Here is a 22776-nt window from a genome sequence, read left to right as displayed (position 1 = left end):
ATATATCGCAATACTGAGAAGAGGCTTGGTGTGTGGGAAAAGAGATTGAATAAAGGGCACGAAGATTCATGCCCTTTATTCATGATTATTTTTTCATCATGGCTTTTAGGTTAGCAAATGGATTGTTTGTCGCTTGCACATGGTCATCTTGGCCCGGCTGGATGTCTGCGCCATAGCGATCATGGTCAGTATATTTTGAATGCTCATGATCATGACAATACAAACAAAGCAGTTCCCAGTTACTACCATCTGACGGATTATTAGTATGATCATGATCTTTATGGTGAACCGTCAGCTCTCTGAGATTCGAGTACACAAATTCACGAGCACAGTTACCACAAACCCAAGGGTACAATTTAAGTGCTTTATCACGGTAGCCACTCTCATTACGAGCATAACTGGCACTGGTGCCATTGCGATCTGACGACATTACTTCAACCTTCTTTATATTTATCTTTTACCTGTTGTCGATATTAACATAGATCACTTTGCTATAAAGCCACTCTACCGAACGCATTAAGACGGGAGAAGTAGACGATGAGCAAAAAAAAGACTAGAAGACGCAATGCTTTGCATAATCCGTGGCTTCGTTAGCTGTCCAATCTCCTTTTGGCGTGTCTTTCATGTCTTTACACCACGCTTCACTACCCACTTCCGCACACGCCGAGAGGCCAAAGGCAATAACCATCATTAAAGCTATCCGTTTCATCGCTGTTACTCCATATTTAGGTGATTCATTCACGATATTTGATATCTAAATCAAAAACAAATCCACTTAGAAAAATGGAGACTGAAATCTTATTTAACAATCCTTTGAGCCGTAACGCTTGAATTTTCAAATCACTTACCGCTATACTCCCCATCCCTTTGGGGAGTAGCCTCTTCTATCACATAACAATACGATGAAGATGGTCGTCAACATAATTGAAGCAAAATCTTCGTGGCGATCATGACTTACATACACTGGTGTAAGTTTGGCGAGACCATTGGCAAACCAGCATGAACCGGGGTGGGACATGTAGGCTTGTCTATGGTTCTAATAATAACTCTCGCCCCAAAGAGCAAAACTGTGAGCGTATTATTCATCTCCATTACTTCGGTGGCTTTAGCCGAAATTGGTGACAAAACCCAACTGTTGTCCTTTCTATTGGCAAGTCGGTATCGTAAGCCAGTTCCCATTATTGCCGCTATATTTTTTGCAACCATACTCAATCATGCACTCGCGGCTTGGTTTGGTGTCATGGTGGCCGACTACCTCTCCCCTGAAATATTAAAGTGGACCTTAGTGGTGAGCTTTGTCGCCATGGCCGGATGGATACTGATCCCCGATAAATTAGACGAGAATGAAAAAGTCTCCAACAGAGGCCCTTTCGTTGCGAGCTTCATCGCCTTTTTCATCGCAGAAATTGGCGACAAAACTCAAGTCGCGACCACCGTACTTGGCGCTCAATATCATGATGCTCTTCTTTGGGTAATTCTTGGTACAACCATCGGCATGTTGCTGGCTAACGTACCTGTTGTTTTGGCAGGCCAGTTCTCTGCAGACAAGCTACCGCTCAATTTAATTCGCAAGGTAACGGCCGTATTATTCTTGCTGCTCGCAGTGGGTTCGGCGCTGGGCTTATAGGCTTCATTTGAAATAAAATAGCCCCTACTAACCAGCAGGGGCTCATCGAACACGAACAATAGTTCTAGTAGATTCAATGACTATTTGGGTGAAAAGATGCTTCTGATAACTCGATTGTTGTCTGAGAATACCTGCTTCGCCCTTAGTGAAAGATCTTCGGCTGTAATGCTGGCTGTCGTCCCTTCTATATCGAAAATAGCTTCCGTTCCATATTCATGTACGCTGTATCGAGATAAGAACCATGCATGCTGCCCCTGATCTTTTGCTATCGGCTTCATATCCGCTATGAATTGCTTAGCGACCGTTTGAGTTTCTTCTTCGCTAATGCCTTGTCTTAATTGTTGAACCACTTCGTCAATTGCTTGCTCTATCTTCGTCGCATTTTTAGGTGCCACTTTCCCGCCAATAAACCAATCGGTCGTTGGTTCGCCGTCTTGTTCTACCGCATAGCTGTACGGGGCGTAATCCAAGCTCAATGCTTCTCGAACGTATTTTTCCAAACGAGCCTGAATCACCCGGCGTAACATATCATCCATAAACACAGTCTTCGCCGTTTTCGGCTCAGAGTGGACGGCGATCGTACGGTAGATGTATTCCGTACTATTCTCGGTATTTAACGCTACGTTGATTCGCTTTTTAGGGCTCGCCCTATATTTAGCATCAAATTTTACTGGTTCAACCTTGGTGAGTGGTATTGATGCGACGTATGTTTTTAATAATGGCGTCAATTGTGCGGTAGGTAGATTGCCAACAATTACCAGTTTGAAATTGATGTTATTGGAAAACAATTGCTGATGAACGTCATTTATCTGAGCCTTCGTAACCCCTATAACCCCTTGACCGTCTATCAGCCAATGCGAACTGTCTTCCTCATATGATGCATGATTAAATTGACTAATAAATTGACCAAACGGAGATTCGATATAAGCATCTCGGTTTCTAATAAACTCATCCTTAACGGCTTTGAGTTGAGCTTCATCAACATTAATATCCGTAGACAAAGTATGTAACGCCGCAAGGCTTTCCGTTAAACCCTCTTTATCGGTATGAATTTCAACCCCATGTTGAGTAAAGTTAATGAACGGAAAGAGCTGAATACTGTGCTTATTTAGGTGTTCGAATAGTTGGGATCCACTGAACTCACCAATCCCACTGCGTGTTACCACAGGTACAGCAATTTCAGACGCTGCGAACAATTCACGGCTTAACGACTCTTTACCCCCCTTACTAGAATAAACGAGCCTCACGTCATCACCGGCATAAACATCGTTTAAGTACAACACTTCAACTCCGTTACTTAATACCCATTGGGTCATGGGTGGATCTTCCTGGTACTGGCTTTGTTCTATTACCTGGCCCACAAGGTTCGGTGTTACAAATGCACCAGACGCAAGTTTTGCTAACGGCTTAACCCCAGTTTTATCGAATTGTGTTTTCAACGCGGGAAATTGACTCTCAACGTCTTGCAGAGGAATATCTTTACTTACCCCAGCCGCAATCAGGTAAGTACTGGATAACAACTCCTTAATATGTCGGTTCATGTATGCCAAATCTATTTTGGCAGTGAACTCAGCCAAACTCGCTTTATGATCCAGTTCAGATTGCACCACCTGCCCTAACGAAATCGCCAATACTTTTCCATTCGCATGCTCCAATCCGGTTAGCTTTTCACGATCGAACTGCACATTATTTAATCGCTTCTGATATTCTTTCATGACATTAGCGAAAGCCTGTTCATCGACACCGTGATCACGCAGTGACGCCAAAGAATCAAAAAACTGTTTTTGACTGCTTTCTCGATACTTTTCAGGAAAAGCAACTTGCGAATATGAATAACGTCGCCTGTCAAAATCAAAGGGCATCGACAATGTGCCATTTTGAGGCAACGCTGCGTTAGTAAAATCATTAGTCAAACGCTCATAGATAAGTCGCTGAGACACATCGTCCAACCAATAGCGGTACATATCTTCCCGAGTATCCCAACGGCGTTGACCTCTATCGATCATAATACCAATACTTGGTGACTCAGCTTTCGTTACATGACCGACAAAATCGGCTTTACTCAGCTCTAACATAGCGAGTTTTTCTTTTTCCGGAATGTCTCCCGGTTGCCAATCACCAAAAGTTGATTTAATGATTTCTGTTGCTTCTTGCAATGTCACGTCACCCGCGACGATCACTTCAGCATACTGAGGGTGGTACCACTTTTGATAAAATTCACGAAGATCAGTATTGCTTGCGGCATTAACAATTTCTCGTGTGCCAAGTGGGTCTCGTGCTTCGTACGGTGTGCCTTGAATCATATGATCGTAAAACTGAAAGCCGATGGGCTTCTCTTGAAGCCTTGTTAAACGGAATTCTCCCTGAATGACTTCTGCTTCTTTGCTGACCTCCTTGGCGTCCATCGCCATACCATCACCGATATCTCTCATCCAAAGAAGCGCTTCTTTAAGTTGACTATTATCGACCAAGTCAAGCTTATAGACTGTTTCTTCGTAACTTGTATAAGCGTTAATATCGGCGCCAAAGCTCGCACCACCTTTTTCGAATAATTTAATGACATCATTTTGGCTAAAATTCTTACTGCCGTTAAAAGCCATATGCTCGACAAAGTGCGCATAGCCAAGCTGTTGATTGTTTTCTTGCAGTGAGCCGACATGCATCACTAGGCGAACAGATACTGGCTCTTCTCGGTCAGGATAAATATGATACTTCATTCCATTTTCAAGCTCGGCGCTCACCCAATACGGGTCAGACTTCAAAGGAACTTCCGGTGTTGTTACACAACCAGCCAAAGTAAAACTGGCTAATAAAACAAGGCTATACGCTTTCATAATCACTCCAATCAATCATTGATATCGAATATATATCTTTGATAACCAATCAGTAAGTAGTGCCATATTTGTTACACTTATTTGCGAGAGAAATTTACCTTTCATGTAAGTGATTGTTTTATAAATTACAGTGACATCACAAGTTGAATGCGCAATCTGCTCCTTTTCGAGTGCCACATCATGCCGCTTTACTCACCGCGTTTCAGTACCGTTCGAAGTGCTCGTCACTCGTGCTCTATTGAGGTTAAAGCCGCGCTAGGCTGGTTAGCACAAACAAAATAAAACTCAGAATTTCTACATTTTGTGACACAAGTCTGTATAATTCGCCGCCTATTTACCTTTACTTGCTTCCCATTTTGGCTGACTGGCCGAATCTTTGGTCGAACAGTACATAGCTAGGACTACTTCTTTGATATCTACAGCAAACATTACAATGCAATTTGGCGCTGAGCCGTTGTTTGAAAACATCTCTGCAAAATTTGGCAACGGTAACCGATACGGTTTAATCGGTGCAAATGGTTGTGGTAAATCAACATTCATGAAGATCCTAAGTGGCGCTTTAACACCAAGCTCTGGCAACGTCTCTATTACTCCGGGCCAAAAGCTGGGCGTACTGAGCCAAGACCAATTCGCCTTTGAGCAATACAGCGTAATTGACGTTGTTATCATGGGTGACACTAAGCTTTGGGAAATCAAGCAAGAGCGCGAGCGCATCTATTCTTTACCAGAAATGAGTGAAGAAGATGGCATGAAAGTCGCGGAACTTGAAAGTGAGTTTGCTGAAATGGATGGCTACAGTGCAGAAAGCCGTGCTGGTGATATCTTATTGCAAGCAGGTATTGAAGAAGAATTTCACTTTGGCCTAATGCAGCAAGTAGCTCCTGGTTGGAAACTTCGTGTTCTACTGGCGCAAGCTCTATTCGCTAACCCAGACATTTTGCTTCTTGATGAACCAACGAACAACTTGGACATCCACACCATTAACTGGTTAGCAGAAGAGTTGAACCAACGTAAATGTACGATGATCATCATCTCGCATGACCGTCACTTCCTAAACTCTGTTTGTACTCACATGGCAGACATCGATTACGGTGAACTGCGCATTTACCCAGGTAACTACGAGTACTTCCTTGAAGCTTCAGGCCTTATCCGCGAGCAGTTGCTATCAAGCAATGCGAAGAAAAGTGCAGAGATTTCTGAACTTCAAGACTTTGTGAACCGTTTTGGTGCCAACGCATCAAAAGCTAAGCAAGCCGCGTCTCGTGCTAAAAAAATGGATAAAATCACGCTAGACGAAGTTAAATCTTCAAGCAGAATGAGCCCTTCTATTAACTTCGGTGAAGGCAAAAAACTTCATCGCCTAGCGCTAGAAATTAAAGATCTTGGTCACTCGTTTGATGATGAGTTGCTGTTTGAAGGCGGTGAAATGCTGCTTGAAGCCGGCACAAGACTGGCGGTTATCGGTGAAAATGGCGTAGGTAAAACCACTTTCCTTCGCTGCTTGGTGAAAGATCTTGAGCAAAAAGAAGGCATGATTAAGTGGTCTGAAAATGCTTCTGTAGGCTACTGTCCACAAGACAGCACAGAAGATTTCGACAACGATTTAAGCATCTTCGATTGGATTTCTCAGTGGCGTACCGCGAAACACGACGACCTTATGGTACGTGGTATTTTGGGCCGCCTATTGTTTACCGCTGATGATTCAAACAAAAAAGCACGTAACTGTTCTGGTGGTGAGAAAAACCGTCTGTTGTTTGGCAAGCTAATGATGCAAGACATCAACGTGCTGATCATGGACGAACCAACGAACCACATGGATATGGAAGCGATTGAAGCACTAAACGAAGCGCTTAAAGTTTACGAAGGTACGCTGATTTTTGTCAGCCATGACCGTGAATTTGTTTCGTCACTCGCTACGCGTATTATCGATATCAAAGATAAAAAGTTAGTAAACTTCCAAGGTACGTACAACGAATACCTTGATCACCAAAAGCGTTTACTGCAAGTCGAAATCTCTTAGTTTCATAGAAGAGTAAAAGATTAGAAAGGGAGAAAGCATGCGCTTTCTCCCTTTTTTGTACCTATTATCTGCAGGGAGCCACGACTTAAAAATACGCTTATCATGCATGTCTTTTGAAGAAGTTCTTGGTGTTCTTGTCTTTCCTTGAGACAATCGGCGCCACAATTTCAAACCAAACGGTTTATCATGAAACTTTTAGTTCGTAACCTTTCTCGTTCTACGACAGAACAAGAACTTCGTGTTCTATTTTCTGAGCACGGCTCGGTAGCAGAGTGCACCCTAGTACTAGACCAAGAAACCGGTAAATCAAAAGGCTTCGCATTTGTAGAAATGCCAAATGAAGACGAAGCACAAACGGCAATCATTGCTCTGAACTCAAGTTCTGTTGCAAAAAGCAAAATTCGAGTGAAAATCGCTGACTTGTAAGCGACATTACCACTAAGAGTATGAGGCCAACGATCTAAGTCGTTGGCTTTTTTGGTTTACAAGGTAGATTGTTTCTAAATTCTCTAGGCGTTTGGCCTGTATGTTGCTTAAACACCTTAGAAAAATAACTGCCACTCTGGTAACCAAGTGCCAATGCGATTTGAGTAATGGATTCGTTTGGTTCAGAAAGCTGCTCTTTCGCTAACCCTATGCGCAACGATTGAATCCAACTTGCTACTCCCATATCAAACTGCTGCCTAAATGCCTGTTTCAAATAGCACTCATTGGTTGCCAATTCTTTTGCCAAGCAAGGTATATTCCAATTTAGATATGGCTGTTGAGCAATTCTTTCACAAGCACGCTCTGCCAATGTTCTTGGCTCTCGATGAACCATTAGCAATGCAAGCAACTCAAAGAGCTTTCCTTTTAACCATAACGCTCGTGACGCCCCCTGATAATCATTGTTCCAGATAGACATCGCAATTTTTCGAATATCCCCTGTTAACGCCATTTGCCAGCCCGTTTCATATAACTCGAATGGCCGAAATGATGACCCATTGCCCTCCGGAAGTAGGCTCTTAGTCAAGCTATGGTGCAATGGAAAATAAATACGGATATTTTCTATTTTCCCATTTCTAGGTAGCGCAATAGAATTGTGTAGATCAGGCTCAGGGATAAGTGAGGCAATACAACGAAACGCGAAAGATGATGCTGGGTAATCTGGGTATTCGGGGCTTTCCGCATGATTCGTTCCAGTAAAGCTAACGTAAAACCCGGCGTCTGCGGGATCATTAAAACGTACAGAGTCTAATGCCTTACAGTTAACCACATAAGCACTGACACCTTCGCCCATCGCAACAACATCATACTTTCCTTCCAGCCCTCTTACTTGGCTCAAGCTCTTCACGATATTCCCCACTTCGCTCTCCCAAATCAGTTAAACGGGTACTCTGCACCACACTATGGTAAATGATAATAGTTATCATTGATATTGATAGATGTGTGAGTATCATTATTTCACTGAATCGAGAGCCGACGTTTATCCGATAATCCTATTGAGCTTCCACAGTATCTTGAGTTGAGCCGATTAACTTGTTAATGCAAGCCATCGCAATACAAGTAAATGTGACCAAGAAACCGTAATGGTACAGATAGCCAAACCGCTCAATGATCACGCCACAAATCATGGCCGTCGCGATGGCCACCAGCATATCCATTGATTGGAACATTGAGAAATCCACACCGGATTGCGTTCCGTAGGCATAGTCCATCATCAAGGTATACAAAGCGACGAATTTGGCCGCCGAAACCACACTATTGAGAATAAACAGCGCCTCCAACCCCCAATCAAGAGTGAATACTTGCGCGCTATACAAAGCCAATAATGAAAACGTAATGGCCTCAGCAACTAACAGTAAATAGATGGCCTTAATCGCAAACACTTGCTTAACCAGCCAGCCACCAAACGCAACACCAACAAGCCCTGTCAGAACACCGCCTCCGGCAACCAACAAACCTAAGTTGGCAAGACTTAACCCCTGATCGTATAAAAATGGCATCATCATAGACAGCGCCCCACGAGTCCCTAATTGGCTGACGATCACCAATACGAGCCCAGTCCGCACCAAAGGGTTTTGTAGTGACTTGCTTAATGATGGCTTCGCGTCTTCAACATTCGCCGACAAGCTCACTTCTTTCATTCGAAACAGGCTCCACGTCGATAAGCTCATTATCAGGACTAAAGCAGCCAAAATAAGAAGAGCGTACTGCCACGAGACAAAACCCATGACATAAATAAACAAGCCTCCACCAAACACAGCGCCACAATATGCACCGCCAACCTGCATAATGTTACCAAGGTATCTCTTTTTCACTGGCAATTGATCAACGGCCAATCCATCTGCGGTGATATCTGCAAACGTAGACGCCAAAGTAAGCACAAGCACGCAAGCAAAAACCGCATTCAGGTGGCTAACCGCAGAGGTCAACGATAGCAGCACTAACATGGCAACCATACAAAACTGAGCAAGGATGATGATTACTGCATGCCGGACAAACACACTTCCTTGTTTCCGCTGGCGTTCAATGTAAGGCGACCATAAAAACTTCAAGCCCCAAGGCAACATTGCCAAATAGAACAGACCGATCTGAGAGGTGGAGATCCCTTCACTTCTCATTACCGCAGGCAACCCTTGTAAGGTAAACATACCAATCAAACTTTGAATGGTATAAACGCTCGCCAAAATGGCGAGCAAGGGTTTTATTTTATTGGAAAATGAACTAGCCATTAATGTCATCTACCAGTCGTAGCGAGCTTTAACGCCCACCTCTCTGCCTGTTCCATAGTTGCTGTATGTTCCACCGTATGAGAAGGCATAAGTGACATAGTTTTTATCCGTTAGGTTGTTGGCAAACAAAGAAACAGAAAAATCCTTGTTGTAGTCATAATTAAGCGATAGGTCGACAAGGGTATATCCACCTTGTGAGAGCGTATTCTTCTCATCGAAATAGATAGTCGAGGTATAGCGAGCCTGTGACGCAACAAAGATGTCTCCTTCAACCCACGATTGTGGTAAATAGTAGTCCCCCCCCAAAGTCACGGTTGTATCAGGGGCGTAAGGAAGTTTGTTGCCAGATAAACCCGCGTTATTTGAACGGAATGTCGAGCTGCCATGTGTACCACCCAACGAAATGGTCAGGTCATCGGTCGCATAAAAAGCCAGTTCAGCTTCAAGACCCTGACTTAAAGCAACCCCCATATTTTCTAGCGATTGACTACCAACAACACCAGTATAAATTTGTACGTCGTTTGTTTTTATCCAGTAAAGCGCGCCGCTGAAATCCAACATGTCATCCAACAGACTCGTGCGCCAGCCCAACTCGGCATTTAATGAGGTTTCTGCTTTATAACCTTTTGAGTCTTTATTGCTTAAAGGAATCACATTGTACCCACCAGGTCGATAACCACTGGTCAATGATAGGTAAACCCGCGTGTCGTCCAGTGCTTGCCAGCCCAATGCCGCTTTAGGCGAAATCATATTTTCCGTCAGTTCACCCTCGCTTGGGTTAATATGCCACGCAGTATTACCACCAAACTCCGACTTAACTTTTGAATGCGATGCTCTTGCTCCCAAGGTGAGGTCAACGGTCTCGGTTAATTGATAGTTACCTTGACCAAACAACGCATATGTCTGGTAATCCAATTTATTGATACCCGTTCCCGTGTCTACTTTCAGATCACGATCTTCAAAGTAACCGCCTATTAAAGCTAAAAGAGATTCGTTAAAGCGAGTATTCAGGCGCAGTTCTTGAGTAAATTTATTTTGGTCTTCTTCCCAACGCCCAAACGCGTACTCTCGGTCAATCTTTCTATCTTGAAACGCCGTAATGCTGTTCAATTTAGCGTGACCAAAGTCGTACCCAAGGTTAAGAGAATAGGTATACACATCACGGGTAAGATTCGGAACATCGGTATTAGTCGCACCAGCTTCATGTTCCTTTTCACTCAAATACCACTCTTCGTGGCTGTCGAGCTTGTCGGCCATGACAGACAGCGTAGCCGACAACGCCGAGTCTTCTGGCATGTAATGCAAACGGGTTTTAAGCGATTTATCATTGGCATTATTGGCGTTTTTCTTGCCACTCGGTGTATGGTCGATGTTGCCTTCGTCATAGACATATCGAGCTGATACATCCGCGTACAACGCATCAGAAACAGGAACTGAACCAACAGCATCAATTTGTTTACTCAGGTTGGAATAAAGAGCAGAAGTTCTTAATTGACGATCAGGTGACGCTTTTTGGGTAATGATGTTTATTACCCCACCTTGTGCATTTCCGCCATACAAAGTGCCTTGCGGGCCACGAAGCAATTCCACTCGCTTAACATTAATAAGCTGTTGGGATATAAATGAATTATCTTGAAGGATCCCATCGACATACACGCTAACCGTCGGTGAATAATAGTCAGGGGAGCTGATTCCACGAATGGTGGTGTTGCTGTAAGTTTGATTTCCACGCGCTTGAATTAATAAGCCCGGAAAAACCTTTTCTAAATCTTTTACGGCATAAATACCGGCCTTTTCCAGCTCATCGCCCGTTTTGATTAACACCGAATTGTTCACTTGAGACAAAGGAGTCTCAAACTTCGTTGATTCTATTACCATCACATCCAATGCTTCGGCTGCAAATACCTGAAAGCTACTCATCGCGAGAAAGATCGCGCTGGCTAACACTGTTTTCTCAACGCATGACTTATTCATATCTAAATTCCTTTATCCCTATATCAACTAGCAAACATTCCGTTTTCCAGTCACTAATCAACCGAACCACTACGACAGTCGCTTAATTCGCAATCGACTTATATGCAGCAACGGCTGCGTTCAAAGCAAAATGGGGCGACCGCACTTATTAGGAACTATTCTCATCTAGCGTGGGTTTAGGGGATATCAATATCGGGAATTTGAAGAACAAAATTGGGAAGCATAGGCGTAACTCAAGATATATCTTATCTCTCGAACACCACAAATGATAATAGCATTAATTATCATTTGCATCTACACCCGGAGTAAATGTACTATTCGCACTTCTATAAAATGACACAGAAACACTATGAAACTTACAATTAGAAACGTAATTTTATTTGCCTTCCCCTTGGTAATTGCTTCTTTCGCAATCGCTTCTCCATCATCTTCTAACGACACGGCTGAAGTTATGGACGTTTATGGTAATCGCTACAGCCAGCCCATTACCATTGATAAACCTGGGGAAACACTCATTTCAAGACAACAAATTGAAACTGAACAACCAACCAATATAGCGGAATTGTTTGAAGATATTCCTGGCGTATCCATTGATGGTGGAGCACGTTCAGGCGGCGAAAAAATCAGTATTTGGGGGTTCTCAGATCCAAGTGATATTGGCCTTTATGTTGATGGGGCTCCTATTGGTTTCGAACAATATCGTTATGGCACCTTTTTCTTTGACCCTTACCTTATCAGTGAGGCAGAAGTCATTAAGGGCTCACACGATTATAAATCTAACGGTAAATTTGGCGGCACCATCCGAATCCGAACAAAAACCGTCGACGAACTACTAAAGCCTGGCCGCAGTTTTGGCGCACGAGTGCACCTCGGTTATAACGACAACGATGCCCAAAAGCACACAGGTGTATCCGTATTTGGTCAAACTGATGCGGGTCTATACTTCCTTGCGTCTGGCACGTGGAAAGACTCAAACGACATTAAAATTGGTGGGGGAGACGCGCTTGAATATTCCGCTTATACGCAAAATAATGGCCTAGTTAAAGTCGGCTATCAAAATGCGGATCATTTATTTGAAATCAGCCATTCAATGTACAAAGATGAAGGCCGACAACCTTGGGCTGCAAGGCGCGGGGCATTTGCAAACATCAGCAAATATAACATCAAAAAATATGGTTCATTAGAGGCCGCGAAATACGCCTATACCGTTCAAAACGAATATAAAGACAGTACCACCTCCCTGCAATATGCCTATGACCCCGTTTCACCGTTAGTGAATCTTAAAGTTGTTGCGGCCCATACAAACAACGAACGTCATTGGCGCCGACCAGACATAGCATGGCAAAAAATGTTTGTATCAATAGGTTCGTATGGTCATGAATCTTGGGCATCCTACAAAAGAGACTACCTTGACATCAATAATGAAATGGAAATAGGTCGCCATAGAATTACAACCGGTGTGCAATACGAGAAAAACACGCGAGATACACTGGCTCATAACGTATCTAAACTGTACGTAAATAAACCAGCCAAGAATTTTGGTGTTTTCATTCCATATTTTGACCCGTCAGGCGTTCAAACTTCTTATTCAGCATATCTTGCGGATGAGATAGATATAACAGATCGCTTTAGAATAACCCCGTCGATTCGTTATGACTACGTTCAATCGAAAGGCAAGGAGAACCCTGCCCCAGATTACAACGACCCTGCAGCTGGACACGACTATAGCAGCGTATCCCATTCAGGACTCAGCCCTAGAATTCAACTTGATTATGATCTTACCGACAATACCTTGCTGAATTTTTCTTATGCTTACCAGATGAAAGCGCCGTCGGTAGATGACATCTATGCAGTGCAATACGCACGAGCTAAAGCATCGGCCACAGCAAGACAACTAGAAGCTCAGCGTATTCATGCGTATCGCGCCTCTGTCATTAATCATCTATCTGGGCTTGCGACGAATGAGGACACTTTAACGACCGAAATCACCACGTTCTACAATGGCGTAACCAATAATGTCATGAACCGTACTGGCGTTAATCTTGACAGAGACTCTGGTGAGATCCAGAGCTGGAAGGTCAATTTAGATGGCTATAAAAACTATGGTGTCGACTTCCAAGCACAATATCGTATCGAACGCCTATATGTGGACGCTTATGCCAGCTACATTGAAGGAAAACATAACGGATCCCTGACCGACGCAAGTGGCCAAGACACTTATATGTATGGCATCCCGCCAGTAAGCATGAAGCTTGGCGTTGGCTATGAATGGATTGATGGATTGATCACCGGCTATAAAGCACGTTGGTATCACTCTCAGGAAAAAGTTGAGGATTCTATTTACTTCCCTGCGGCAAGTGAGGAATACATACTGCAAGATATTTACCTGAGCTGGCAGCCTCAAGCGGTGAAAGATTTGATGTTAAGAGCCACAATCAAAAACCTCAAAGATGTAGATTACAAGCCTTACCTATCCAACGGGGTCTCTGGGCCGGGCCGTGAAATACGAGTTAGCCTAACCTACGATTTATAACAAAACGCTCTACAACAACACGACGAGCAAATCACTTTAACCTGTGATTCTGTGCAGCCAAGGTGGGCGGCACAGAATCTCTATTTTCTTATCATTTCCCTTTCGATACCAGATCCGCTCTACACCATTCGCTTTTCAACACCGCTAGCACGATCGTATTCCACCAGCGATCTTTGAAATAACGGTGCTCAACAAATTCGGCTTCTTGCCGCATACCTAGGCTTTTACACAGCCGAATAGCGGCTCGGTTTTCCTTAATGGTCTCTGCATAAATTCGGTGTACGTTCAGTTCATTAAAACCAAACTCGGCCAGTGCGCGTGCTGCTTCTGGCATGAGATTATTCCCTTGCACGTGGCGCGCTAACCCTGCCCCCATAGAGGCTTGTCTGTCTCCCTCTAAACGAAGACACACAGTGCCAATAAACTCGCCGCTTTCTTTTAACTCAACCGCAAGCTGATAGGATTCCCGTGGCACCTGAGCCGCTTGCTCAATAAACAATTGGGTTAAATCGCGATACTTCTGAGGCTCGCAATCTGCCTCATCGTAAAAGCGTTGATATTTTGCATCTTGAGATATCGCCACAAAGCCTGCTTCGTCTTCTGCTTTCATATCACGAATGATAAGACGCTGCGTTTCTAACTTAAACAAACACTGTCCTTAATGTCATTTTGAACTCGAATAGGCTACATATAAATCGAAAACTCGATTCCATTCCTATGCTATATCCTATAAAAACGAAATAATCTACTGACAAAAAAACAGCCTCATATTGCTACAAGGCTGTATTAGATGATGCACGATTTCCCTTAGCGAGCCATCAAGTTACGACAACACACCCAAGAAATACGGGATGATCAACGCATTTGCCAAGTCGATAAAGAAGGCACACACCAGAGGCACAATGATAAAGGCTTGTGCGGAATGACCATAACGCTGGGACACCGCAGACATATTCGCCATTGCCGTTGGAGTGGACCCTAAAGAAATCCCTCCGAACCCCGAACAAATAACCGCAGCGTCATAGTTTTTGCCCATGGCAGGAAACACCACAAACAAATTCACCAAAATCGCAATGACAAACTGCATCCCTAAAATGGCGAATATCGGCCCAGCTAAATCAACTAAGGTCCAAAGCTGCATGCTCATTAAAGACATCGCTAAGAAGGTGCCAAGAGAGATTTCCGCGATTAAGTCGATGGCCGCCGTTCGTGTTGGCCACGCGGTGCCAGTGATTCGCTTATAATTTCTCGGGTTCAAATTGGTCAGCACAATACCGGCAAAAAGACATGTCACAAACAAAGGTAAATCTAACCCCAATTCGCTGACACCTTTATTGAGAAAGAAACCGGCAATCACACAAATATGAATCGCGAGAAGGGCTTCTAGAAAATCAAACGACGTCATTTTGACAGGGATAACGCTTTCTTTACCCTGAGTTTTCTCTTTTGGGCTGTTAGCTGCAGGTTTAAGTTGATGTTTGTTAATCAAATATTTGGCAATCGGCCCACCCATCAAACTCGCAAGAATCAACCCAAATGTCGCACTGGCGATACCAATTTCCATGGCATTACTGAGCCCAAATTGCTCTTGAATCTTAGGAGCCCAAGCAATCGCCGTTCCGTGTCCTCCAATGAGTGACACACTACCACCAAGCATACCAACTACTTGCTCTTGACCAAACAAACTTGCCACGCCAATGCCGGTCAAATTCTGCAAAATCATATAGGAAATGGTCACCGCAAGCAGGACAATAAGAGGCCGACCGCCTTTAAACAAATCGGATAAACTCGCGTTGATCCCTATGGTCGTAAAGAAATAGACCAATAAGACATCGCGCGCCGTAAGATCAAAGTTCACTTCCACCGACGTCACGACATAAATGAGCGTGAAAAGCAGAGAAAACACGATGCCACCGGAAACTGGCTCCGGAATACTGAATTCCTTCAGAAAGCCAACCACCTGATTTAGGCGTCGGCCGATGAACAAAACAATAATGCCTATGGTAACCGTAAAGAATGAATTGAGCTGAAGCGCTCCATCCGAGAATTCCATTTTCTATCCTTAAGTAATCGACATTTAAATAAGAGACTAATTTAATATCTTGATTCTGTACACCTAATCCGTGCTCAAGTACGAATCCGATCTATCTTGTTTAAATAGTAAGCCCTGCCAAGTGTTGAGAACGGCTTACTGTATAGCCTGTTTGGCTGTATTAATGATCTGCGCAACGATGGCGGATAATCCCTGACTTCGTGTTGGCGTAATGTGCTGATGCAACTCCAGCTCTTCAAACCAGCCTTTTATATCGAATTCGACAATCTGTACTGGCGTTCTGCCATCGTATGCAATAATCGTTAGCGCAATGAGCCCTTTAACAATGGCCGCATCACTGTGAGCAAACAATCGAAAAACACCACCGTCATGAATCAAGACTTGTTGCAACCAAACTTGGCTCTGGCAACCCTGTAACTCGTACTCCTTGGTTCGCTTTGCAACATCAAGGCTAGGTAAGTTTTCGCCTAATTCAATCAAATACAGATAACGCTGTTCCCAATCCACACAACGGGCAAAGTTTCGAACAAGTTTTTCTGGCGTCATGATTTATCCTAGTAAAGTGGTGATGCGTTTCAACCCGGTAACCAAGCTATCTACGTCGGCCTTATTGGAGTAACAGCCCAAAGAAGCACGACAAACCGCCGTTTGATCTAACCGTTGTAGCAAGGGCATCGCGCAGTGGTGCCCCGTTCTAATCGCGATGCCGTATTTATCCAGAAAGAGCCCAACATCGTAAGCGTGGTGTGGCGTGAGATTAAAAGCGATAACCCCAGTACGGAATTTAGGTTTCCCATAAATGACAACACCTTCAACACGTGCCAGTTGCGCCAACGCGTAATCCATAAGCTCAGTTTCGTGTTCTTGAATGGCATCCAGAGCGATGGATTCCATAAAATCAATCGCCGCTCCTAACCCCAAAATTGCGGCAATGTTGGGCGTCCCCGCTTCAAAGCACCAAGGCGCACTGTTATAGCGAGTTCCACGAGGTAAAGAGACTTGGCTTATCATGGCGCCGCCCCCTTCCCACGGTGACATATTCACGAGGTGTTCGTGCTTTGCAAACAAGGCTCCGATTCCCGTAGGCCCGTAGAGTTTGTGTGCTGAAAACACGTAAAAATCGCAACCCAATGCCGAAACATCCACCTTTTGGTGCATCACCGCTTGCGCCCCGTCGACCAGCACAGGCACACCATAACGATGCGCAGTTTGAGTAATGGAGGCAATATCGTTCACACACCCCAAGACATTGGATACGTGAGTGCAGGCCAACAAAATAGTGCTTTCACAGAGCAAAGGCAGTAGGTCATCGATATTCAATTCGCCAGTCTCTGTCATTGGCCAGACTTTGATCTCAACATCAAACTCTTCAGCCAACATTTGCCAAGGAACCAAATTGGCGTGGTGTTCCATTTCAGTCACAATGATCTGGTGTTGATGTGTCGTTAATGAGCGCTTCAAACGCGGTTTAACGAACGAGTTGGCGATTAAGTTAATCGCTTCGGTTGTGCCTTTGGTAAACACAATTTCTTCGCGTCTTTCAGCCCCCAAAAACTGTTGAACTTGGTCGCGCACGTTTTCCATATTTTCGGTCGCAACGGCACTCAGTTGGTGAACCCCACGATGCACGGTCGCATATTCATGCTGATAAAAATGCGTCATTCTGTCTATAACGCTTTGTGGCGTTTGTGCACTTGCCGCGCTGTCTAAATACACCAGAGGTTTATCATTAACGCATTGCTTTAACGTGGGGAACTGCTCTCGACATTCGGATAACATCGCAGCTTTAAGCTTACTCATGCCATGTCCAACTTCTGCTCAATTCTACGAATGATATGCTGCCTGACGTCGTCATTCTCGATAGCATCGGTTAGCTCTCCGGCAAAAGCAAAGGTGATCATTTTCTCAGCTTGAGCCAAAGGAATTCCTCTTGCTCTTAAGTAGAAAACTTGACTCGGATCGATTTGGCCCGTAGTTGCACCGTGGCTGCATTTCACGTCATCGGCATAGATTTCTAGTTGTGGCTTGCTGTTTACTTGAGCCAAATCGCTGAGCAACAAATTGTGATTGTCCATTTGACCATTGGTTTTAATCGCATGTTTATCAACCAATATCGAGCCATTGAACACACCAATACCGTTGTCTTTGCCTATGATTTTATGGGTTTGATCGCTGTCGCAATGTGGCGAGGCGTGCTGAATGTAAGTTCGAGTATCAAAGACTTGTTCTTGCTTTGGTAGCGCCAAGCTATTGAGCTGGGCATAACCCCCAGCGCCTTGCAACGTCGCACTGGTCGAGTGCCGAGTCAATTGTCCTTCAAGCATAAATACGTCGCTACGCACTTGGCTATCTCTTTGCGCCATCACATCATTGTGAGCAAAGTGGTGCTGCTGTTGGCTCTCTTCAACCAACTTAAAATGACGATAATTGGCGCCATTACCGACCTCACACGATAACCTTGAACACGTGACGCCGCCACCTAGCGCAAGCGAAGTATGGTGCTCGTATACCTCACACTGAGCCCCTTGCCCAAGTTCAATGTGGTGACGATAGCTGCACCATTCCCCTAACCCACCAGAATTTAGATGGAACAAGTAAATCGGCTTTTTCACTTGAGTGTTATTTCGCACTCGTACATGCACTCCGGTGGTCGCACTTGCTTCTGCCAATAGCGATACCATGTCAGGCGCAATGGCCGCTCCGTAATCAAAAGTCTCCGCCGTCATTAACTCGTAATCTACGTTGGGAATTTCGTCAGAGAGATCATGTTGAAATTCACCATCAAAGAACACCAAACGATAACAGTCAAACACCATGCTTAAGCTTTCAAACGAAATACCGTGCACATTTCCATGAGAAGGTTTGCAATACGGCAACTGGACAAAATCAGCAAGCGAGGTGTACTTCCAGTCTTCGTGGCGTTCGTCGGGCAGCCCTAATTTCAATAAAGATTGCCAATGACTCTGCTGCCATGAACTCTGCCCTACCAAGCCAGACAGTCGAGTTAAAGCGACGTCTCTATTCTTCTCCGATAATCCAACCATAGCCTTTATCCTCCAGTTCTTTTGCTAAAGTATGATCACCTGATTTGACGATTTTTCCTTGGTATAACACGTGCACGAAATCCGGTTTAATGTAGTCGAGAATTCTCTGATAGTGAGTCACGACTATAAACGAACGATGGCCATCCCTAAGCGCATTCACGCCATCAGACACCGCTTTTAACGCATCAATATCCAACCCGGAATCGGTTTCATCCAATATGCATAACTCGGGTTCTAAAACCGCCATTTGCAAAATATCATTACGTTTTTTCTCGCCCCCAGAAAAGCCCTCGTTGACCGAGCGATTCAGCAGATCAAACGGCATTTTCAAGAGTTTGGCTTTTTCTTCTAACAAGTCTTCAAAGTCGAATTGGTCCAACTTGGTTTTTTGTTGATAAGCACGAATACCGTTCAGAGCGGTTTTTAAGAACAACCGATTACTCACTCCAGGAATTTCTACTGGGTACTGAAAAGCAAGAAAAATGCCCTCGCCGGCTCTTTCATCAGGGTCGAGATCCGCTAACTCTTTTTGCTTAAACAGCATCTCACCTGCGGTGACTTCGTAGTCTTCCTTGCCCGCTAATGTTGCTGAAAGCGTGCTTTTTCCCGAACCGTTAGGGCCCATAATGGCGTGAACTTCGCCCGCTTTGACCGACAAATTGATGCCGTTAAGAATAGGAGTGCCATCGACACTGGCTTCTAGGTTTGTAATCTCTAACATAATCGTTAACCCACGCTGTGTTCTAAGCTAATAGACAGCAGTTTTTGCGCTTCTATAGCAAATTCGAGAGGAAGTTCGGAAAAAACATCTTTGCAGAAGCCATTCACAATCATAGAGATTGCATCGTCTTCGCTGATGCCTCGTTGCACACAATAGAAGAGTTGGTCTTCACCGATGCGAGAGGTGGTGGCTTCGTGTTCTATTTGAGCGGAACTGTTTTTTACTTCCACGTAAGGGAAGGTATGAGCACCACAATCGGCTCCAATGAGCATGGAATCACACTGAGTAAAATTACGCGCTCCCTCTGCGGTTGGCAGCACCTTCACTAAACCGCGATAGCTATTTTCGCTTTTACCCGCCGAGATACCTTTAGAAATGATGGTCGATTTTGTGTTCTTACCAATGTGGATCATCTTGGTGCCTGTGTCGGCCTGTTGGTTACCATTTGTTAAAGCAACAGAAAAGAATTCACCAACGGAATTGTCACCTTTTAAAATGACACTGGGGTATTTCCAAGTGATCGCCGATCCCGTTTCCGATTGTGTCCAAGACATCTTGCTATTCGTCCCTTCGCACACCGCTCGCTTGGTGACAAAATTCAAAATACCGCCGTCGTTTTCTTCCGAACCCGAGAACCAATTTTGAACCGTGGAATATTTGACTTCGGCGTCTTTTAAAATCACCACCTCTACAACGGCCGCGTGTAATTGATAAGTGTCTCTGACCGGAGCTGAACAGCCTTCGATATAACTGACATAAGAACCTTCATCAGCCACCAAAATGGTGCGTTCAAATTGGCCGGTTTTAGCTTGATTGATCCTAAAGTAGGTAGAGAGTTCTCGCGGGCAATGCACCCCAGGAGGAATATAAATAAACGAACCATCAGAGGCTACCGCCGCATTTAACGCGGCAAAGAAGTTGTCTTTGGGCGGCACAACCGACCCCAAGTAACGCTGAACGAGTTTCGGATACTCTTGAATGGCTTCACTAAATGAGCAGAAGATAATACCAAGCTCACTTAACTCTTCACGATACGTTGTGGTAACGGATACAGAATCAAAAATGGCATCAACAGCCACCTCTTTGCCTTCTCTCACTGGCACGCCGAGCTGCTCAAATGCCGCTTCAACTTCTTTTGTCAGAAACGCATTGGAGCCATCTTGTGGGCTTTCATCCAGCGACGTCTCTGTATCATCGTCTGAGCAACCACCACATTTTGGCGCAGAATAATAACTGTAATTTTGGTAATCGAGCCCTTCGTACTGCGCTTTAAGCCAATGAGGCTCCTCCATTTCAAGCCACGTTTTGAAAGCGGCCAGTCGAAATTCGAGCATCCATTCAGGTTCATTGCGCTTTTGGGAAATAGCGCGCACGACGTTTTCATTAATCCCTTTCTCAAGGGTGTCGTTATTCAAATGAGTGAAAAAGCCTTCTTTGTAGCTTTCACTATTTAAGGCTTTTTTTACTTCCGGCTGAATATCTATTGCAGTCATGTTAAACACCAAAACTCTCGCCACAGCCACACTCGGCTGTCACGTTGGGGTTGTGATAAACAAAAGTCTGATTAAGCCCTTCACGTACGTAATCAATTTCAGTGCCATCCACAAATGGCATCGCCTCTAATGCGACATAAAAAGAACAGCCATGAGATTCGAATCGTAATTTATCTTTATCCGACGTGGCGGTCGTTTTCGATTCACAAACCGAAACTTGATCCAATACATAGGCATACCCAGTACAACCAGAAGGTTTAACCGAAAGCATGATGAAAATGTCGTCCATAGAAAGTTGAGAAATTCGTTTTGCGGCGGATGGGGTCAGTGAAATCCCCTGCCATTCTTCATCCTGAAGAGAAAAGCTGGCAATATCTGTCTTTGAAGAAGTCATAACAACTGCCTTAATCATAAATAACCAGACCGATATGATAATGATAATTATTATCATATCAACCACAAGTATTCAGAGGGTAATACAGAATTACGTGATCGATGTTTTAGGCATGCTTATCTTTGGGTCAATCATTGCGTCCCAATGAATAAACATGCCTTACTTTAGAAAGGCTAAAATTGCGCTTCACAAGCAAAAGAAAGCTGCTGCTTTAAGGCGTTAAGATCCCCGATCAGGCGGCCATCAAGGCGAAACTGCGGATAAGTTCTTGCGCTTGGAAATAACGACAACAAGGTTTCCCTGTCAAAATCGACGTTAAGTTTTAAGTGACGAATGTCGTACCCCTGCTGCTGCAACCAGTTGGCGGCCATCGTACATTGCGAACAATTTTCCTTGCTAAACATATCAATGTTCATGATGTATTCCCTTAAAAGTCCGCATCGAACGCCAGTTGGCGATCTTGTGGGCGTTTGTACTCCGTGACCCGTTTCTCGAAGAAATTAGTTTTTCCTTCCATATCGAGTAACCTCATATAATCAAACGGGTTTTCGGCTCCGTATATCTTCTCGAAACGGAATAGCCCTGCGATCACATCCGCCGTATACTCAATGTACTGACACATCAATTCGGCATTCATACCAATCAATCCGACGGGCAAGGCTTCGGTCACAAACTCTTTTTCAATCGAGACGGCTTCACGGCAAATTTCTTCAAATTCAGCTTGGCTGACTTGCCCTTGTCCGAGGGTTTTGAACAACAAAGCAGAAAAGCTAAAATGCAGGCCCTCGTCGCGAGCAATCAAGTCATTACTCGCTGCTAACCCTGCCAACAAACCCCGTTTCCTAAAGTAGTAAATGGCACAAAAACTGCCTGCGAAAAACAGCCCTTCAACCAAACCAAAAGCAATCAACCTCATCGCCAGCGGTTTATCGGATGATATCCACCGCATCACCCAATCGGCCTTACGCTTTACTGTTGGCACGTTGTCTATGGCGTTAAATAGCCTTTCGCGCTCTTCAATATCCGGGATGTAGGTTTCTAGCTGCAATGCATAAGTCTCAGCATGAATCACTTCGTTAAACGCTTGCAAAGCGAGAAAACACCGAGCTTCGGCTATCTCGATTTCGCCATAAAATCGGGTTAACAAGTTTTCGTTAATCATGCCCTCACTTTGAGCAAAGAAGGCCAGAACGTGACGGATAAAGTGCAGCTCGCCATCGGTCAGTTTGGCTAAGTCGGGAATGTCTTGGGCAAAATCGAGCTCTTCTGTGGTCCAAAATGCCGCTTCATGGGTTTTATACGCCTGCCAGATTTCTTCATATTGAATAGGAAAAAGGCTGAATTTATTCTTAACAATCATGGGGGTTCC

At 44.3% G+C, this 22776-nt stretch carries 20 protein-coding genes and 1 riboswitch; of the genes, 4 read left to right on the top strand and 16 right to left on the bottom strand.

Features of this window, described 5'->3' with window-relative positions; genetic code table 11:
- Positions 1–85: 85 nt before the first annotated feature.
- Together QWZ04_RS05080 and QWZ04_RS05075 are read right to left on the bottom strand one after the other, a co-directional pair.
- Positions 86–430, bottom strand: a complete 345-nt coding sequence (locus QWZ04_RS05080; RefSeq protein ID WP_290325605.1) for a YajD family HNH nuclease — start codon at positions 428–430, stop codon at positions 86–88.
- 123 nt (positions 431–553) lie between these two features.
- Complete coding sequence (locus QWZ04_RS05075; RefSeq protein ID WP_290325602.1) at positions 554–709, bottom strand: DUF3012 domain-containing protein; 156 nt, start codon at positions 707–709, stop codon at positions 554–556.
- Positions 710–857: 148 nt separating this feature from the next.
- Positions 858–975: riboswitch (yybP-ykoY riboswitch) on the top strand.
- A 94-nt stretch (positions 976–1069) separates the two neighbouring features.
- Here QWZ04_RS05075 and QWZ04_RS05070 point away from each other — a divergent pair.
- Positions 1070–1627, top strand: coding sequence for a TMEM165/GDT1 family protein (locus QWZ04_RS05070; protein WP_290325600.1), 558 nt, complete (start codon positions 1070–1072; stop codon positions 1625–1627).
- 80 nt (positions 1628–1707) lie between these two features.
- Here the strand turns inward: QWZ04_RS05070 and QWZ04_RS05065 are convergent, their stop codons facing one another.
- A complete protein-coding gene (locus QWZ04_RS05065; protein ID WP_290325599.1) occupies positions 1708–4461 on the bottom strand; it encodes a M16 family metallopeptidase in 2754 nt (917 codons plus the stop codon).
- A 409-nt stretch (positions 4462–4870) separates the two neighbouring features.
- On the opposite strand from QWZ04_RS05065, the gene QWZ04_RS05060 reads away from it, so the two are divergent.
- Both QWZ04_RS05060 and QWZ04_RS05055 read left to right on the top strand, forming a co-directional pair.
- The gene (locus QWZ04_RS05060; protein WP_290325598.1) at positions 4871–6481 is read left to right on the top strand and encodes an ABC-F family ATPase; all 1611 of its coding nucleotides are present in this window, start codon (positions 4871–4873) and stop codon (positions 6479–6481) included.
- Between the two features lie 186 nt (positions 6482–6667).
- Positions 6668–6907: an RNA recognition motif domain-containing protein gene (locus tag QWZ04_RS05055; protein WP_290325597.1), complete on the top strand. Its 240-nt coding sequence runs from the start codon at positions 6668–6670 to the stop codon at positions 6905–6907.
- Between the two features lie 34 nt (positions 6908–6941).
- On the opposite strand, the gene QWZ04_RS05050 is transcribed toward QWZ04_RS05055, so the two are convergent.
- From QWZ04_RS05050 to QWZ04_RS05040, 3 genes are all read right to left on the bottom strand, one after another.
- Positions 6942–7826, bottom strand: coding sequence for a helix-turn-helix domain-containing protein (locus tag QWZ04_RS05050; RefSeq protein WP_290325596.1), 885 nt, complete (start codon positions 7824–7826; stop codon positions 6942–6944).
- A gap of 133 nt (positions 7827–7959) precedes the next feature.
- Positions 7960–9195, bottom strand: a complete 1236-nt coding sequence (locus tag QWZ04_RS05045; RefSeq protein WP_290325595.1) for an MFS transporter — start codon at positions 9193–9195, stop codon at positions 7960–7962.
- A 9-nt stretch (positions 9196–9204) separates the two neighbouring features.
- Positions 9205–11169: a TonB-dependent receptor gene (locus QWZ04_RS05040; RefSeq protein WP_290325594.1), complete on the bottom strand. Its 1965-nt coding sequence runs from the start codon at positions 11167–11169 to the stop codon at positions 9205–9207.
- Positions 11170–11518: 349 nt separating this feature from the next.
- On the opposite strand from QWZ04_RS05040, the gene QWZ04_RS05035 reads away from it, so the two are divergent.
- Entirely contained in the window at positions 11519–13702 is a 2184-nt protein-coding gene (locus tag QWZ04_RS05035) for a TonB-dependent receptor domain-containing protein (RefSeq protein WP_290325593.1), read from the top strand.
- A gap of 91 nt (positions 13703–13793) precedes the next feature.
- Here the strand turns inward: QWZ04_RS05035 and QWZ04_RS05030 are convergent, their stop codons facing one another.
- The 10 genes from QWZ04_RS05030 to QWZ04_RS04985 all read right to left on the bottom strand — a co-directional run bounded on the left by QWZ04_RS05030 (position 13794) and on the right by QWZ04_RS04985 (position 22767).
- Positions 13794–14351 carry a GNAT family N-acetyltransferase gene (locus QWZ04_RS05030; protein ID WP_290325591.1) on the bottom strand — a complete coding sequence of 186 codons (558 nt, stop codon included), beginning with the start codon at positions 14349–14351 and terminating at the stop codon, positions 13794–13796.
- Between the two features lie 174 nt (positions 14352–14525).
- Complete coding sequence (gene gltS / locus QWZ04_RS05025) at positions 14526–15755, bottom strand: sodium/glutamate symporter (protein WP_290325590.1); 1230 nt, start codon at positions 15753–15755, stop codon at positions 14526–14528.
- Between the two features lie 135 nt (positions 15756–15890).
- Entirely contained in the window at positions 15891–16301 is a 411-nt protein-coding gene (sufE, locus tag QWZ04_RS05020; RefSeq protein WP_290325588.1) for a cysteine desulfuration protein SufE, read from the bottom strand.
- 3 nt (positions 16302–16304) lie between these two features.
- Positions 16305–17555, bottom strand: a complete 1251-nt coding sequence (locus tag QWZ04_RS05015; protein ID WP_290325586.1) for a SufS family cysteine desulfurase — start codon at positions 17553–17555, stop codon at positions 16305–16307.
- Positions 17552–18799 (bottom strand): Fe-S cluster assembly protein SufD, encoded by a 1248-nt coding sequence (sufD, locus tag QWZ04_RS05010; protein ID WP_290325583.1) that lies wholly within the window; start codon positions 18797–18799, stop codon positions 17552–17554. The genes QWZ04_RS05015 and sufD overlap by 4 nt, the downstream gene beginning before the upstream one ends.
- A complete protein-coding gene (sufC, locus tag QWZ04_RS05005; protein ID WP_290325581.1) occupies positions 18774–19520 on the bottom strand; it encodes a Fe-S cluster assembly ATPase SufC in 747 nt (248 codons plus the stop codon). The genes sufD and sufC overlap by 26 nt, the downstream gene beginning before the upstream one ends.
- Positions 19521–19525: 5 nt before the next feature.
- On the bottom strand, positions 19526–21013 hold the full coding sequence (gene sufB, locus QWZ04_RS05000) for a Fe-S cluster assembly protein SufB (protein WP_290325579.1): 1488 nt from the start codon (positions 21011–21013) through the stop codon (positions 19526–19528).
- Between the two features lies 1 nt (position 21014).
- Complete coding sequence (locus QWZ04_RS04995) at positions 21015–21407, bottom strand: iron-sulfur cluster assembly accessory protein (protein WP_102522424.1); 393 nt, start codon at positions 21405–21407, stop codon at positions 21015–21017.
- A 173-nt stretch (positions 21408–21580) separates the two neighbouring features.
- A complete protein-coding gene (locus QWZ04_RS04990; RefSeq protein WP_290325576.1) occupies positions 21581–21823 on the bottom strand; it encodes a glutaredoxin domain-containing protein in 243 nt (80 codons plus the stop codon).
- An 11-nt stretch (positions 21824–21834) separates the two neighbouring features.
- Positions 21835–22767 carry a ribonucleotide-diphosphate reductase subunit beta gene (locus QWZ04_RS04985; protein ID WP_102522425.1) on the bottom strand — a complete coding sequence of 311 codons (933 nt, stop codon included), beginning with the start codon at positions 22765–22767 and terminating at the stop codon, positions 21835–21837.
- Positions 22768–22776 lie beyond the last annotated feature (9 nt).

Source organism: Vibrio tapetis subsp. quintayensis (assembly GCF_030409945.1).
Taxonomy (GTDB): domain Bacteria; phylum Pseudomonadota; class Gammaproteobacteria; order Enterobacterales; family Vibrionaceae; genus Vibrio; species Vibrio quintayensis.
The sequence above is the reverse complement of the archived record's forward strand: the minus strand, read 5'-3'. Positions and strand labels throughout refer to the sequence as shown.